2 protein-coding genes are annotated in these 2,608 nt (G+C 26.9%); both read left to right on the top strand.

The features are described from left to right. On the top strand, positions 1–627 hold a 627-nt coding region (locus KVT27_RS22980; RefSeq protein WP_217582009.1), incomplete at its 5' end, for a hypothetical protein. 2 nt (positions 628–629) lie between these two features. After that, positions 630–2,501, top strand: a complete 1,872-nt coding sequence (locus KVT27_RS22975; protein WP_139893483.1) for a DUF2357 domain-containing protein — start codon at positions 630–632, stop codon at positions 2,499–2,501. The last annotated feature ends 107 nt before the right edge of the window (positions 2,502–2,608 follow it).

The following is a 2,608-nucleotide window of genomic DNA, read 5'->3' as shown; positions in this document are numbered from 1 at the left end:
CCAGGAGAAGAAGCAGGAGAAGAAGCAAAAACACGACAAGAAGCAGGAGCAGGAGAAGAAGCAGAAGCAGGAGAAGAAACGGAACAACCAGAAGAAGAAATTATTATTGTAAATTCTATGCTGGAGGGTAAAATTACAAACTTTAAAGAATTAACAGATTTATGGGCTAGAAACGTAGAATTATTAGAAGTTCTTCCCCTAAAAGAAAGTTTGCAGATTTGGATAGAGGAATTAAATAAATTTAATGCTGTTTTAAAAGTATTAAAACAGAATTTTGGTTTAAGGACTCGTGATGAGGTTTGTATATATCTATATCATTCAGCAAAATTGAATTATTTAGAACTGAGTTCTAATAAAAGTTGGTGGTATAGATATTTTGATCAACAATTAATACAAAAAGTTTTAACTAGAGTTGAGGGGGAAGCAGAGGAAATTACAAATGTTCTTAAAAGTTTATTTAATTTATGTAGTTATTCAAACACGTATGATGATCCCGGAGAAATTGTTAATAGTATTATAGTGGATAAAGAAAAATTTAAATATCCAAATGCAGCTAAAAAAATACAGAGCATGTTAAAAGAACTTATTATCTTTGATAAACCAGCTACTACTTTCTGGAGTGTATAGAAATGGCGAATAACGAATCATTATTAGAAATTTCTACTGATTTGTTTGATATTAGCTTTTTCGGGAGTCAGCCAACTTCATATAATTTGCTTAATTTAAAAGAAGCTTATGATTATAAAAAAAATGAAGTTTCTTTTCAAATAATGTTTGATTCTAATTCTCCAATAATAAAAATAACAAATAAATCAGCTTTAAATTTAAATAGAGTCAACGTATATAAAAGTGAGAATGATGGATATTTACCTTTATTTTACGAAAATCTTAATTATAAATTTATATTGAAAAGTAAAGATAATAATAAATATAGAATTAGATTTGATGGTAGCGGTGCACATAATTCGAATAATGATGTAATGGTTGATAATATTGTGACAGGTGCGTTTAATTTTAAAGGAAATGTTGGAGTTGCAACTTTATCAATTTTAAGGAATGATAGCGTACTCTCTACCATTGAATTTAGTGTGTTTTCATTAAAATTAAATTTTTTGGAAGATCGTTTGATAATGTTAAAAGAACTCCAAGAGATAAATACCAGCATAGTTTTAAATATATTTAAACCTACGTCTAGTAGATATAATTATTCAACAGAAGTAAAGAATACAAAGATTGAATGGTTGCATAATTATATTGAAATGGTAGATACATTACTAAATAATTTAAAAAGAATTGAAAAGAGAGAATCTAATCATATAGCGAGGGACCTGATTACTTCTCAAACTAATAAGATCAGAAATATAGATAGTATGGTTAATGGTTTTTTAACTAAGTTTGGGAAAAAAAAATTGAAGAACCGTAAATATTTAAAAATGTGGGGAAATATAAGTACTAATAAAACAACAGAGTTGGGCTATATAAAGTTTTTAACTGAGAATCTTCTTAGGAGGTTAAATTCTTTATATAAACAGATAGAAAATGAAAAAAGTGATTATTATAAAAGAATTAAAGAGGAAGAAAAATTTAAGATTTTAAAGAAAAAAACGAGCAATTACAGAAACAGATTGAAAAATTCATTTTGGTATGCTGTTAATCCCATAAGTAATTTAAAGAATAGAACTAAATTTAACTTTCAACAAGATTATTTGACATATGAAAAGAATATAAAACTATTAAACAGAGTATTGGATATTGAATATAATGGTAATAATGCTATCTCGGTTATGTCTATGGATAAGCTATATGAAAGCTGGTTGTATATTAAGATTATTGATATTATTGCCCATATAAAAGAAGTTCAAAATGACGTGAAAATAAAGTATTATGAAGATTTTTTTAAACATTATTTAGCTCTTGGAATGAATTATCCAATCAAAATAGGTGAATTGCTCATATTTGGAAATAAAGAATATGGTAAAAATACGTTGAATTTTTATAGTCCTATAGTTCCACAAAGACCAGATTTTAGTATCGAACTTTTAGAAGATAAACAACTAGTAATATTTGATTCAAAATATAAATTACAATTAAAAGCGAAAATAGATAATAGATGGAAAGTTTTATCTAATGTTGATCTAGTTAGATTAGATCGAAGATTGATAGAAGAGCTGAAGGTTGAAAGAAAAGAAGAAGACATTAATACGATGCATAGATACAGAGATGCTATAAGGAGTAAGAATTTATCTGTTGGTGAGAGAGCGATAAAATATGCTATTATTTTATATCCATACAGCCCTGAAAAATCTAAGGAGGATATATTTAAAGAAGAGTTTAAAAGTATAGATTGTAATGGTGTTGGTGCAATACCTGTTGCGCCAGGAATAAAAGATGATAAGTGGATGAAAGAAATTGAAGATAATAATTTGATTCCTATACAAGAAGGAACTGAACAGATAAGAATACTAGCAAAACTAATTAAAGATTCTATAAATAAAAATTAAAATATGCCCCCACAAGCATTAAATTTTATTTATTGTAGTCAAAAGCGTATTCGTTTATTTTAATAATACCTTGAATGTTTAATATAAAGCTGTTTATAGGGGACGTG

It is taken from the genome of Lysinibacillus sp. GbtcB16 (assembly GCF_019091145.1).
GTDB lineage: Bacteria > Bacillota > Bacilli > Bacillales_A > Planococcaceae > Lysinibacillus > Lysinibacillus fusiformis.
Note: the sequence above shows the minus strand (reverse complement) of the source record. Positions and strands in the feature narration are given on the sequence as shown.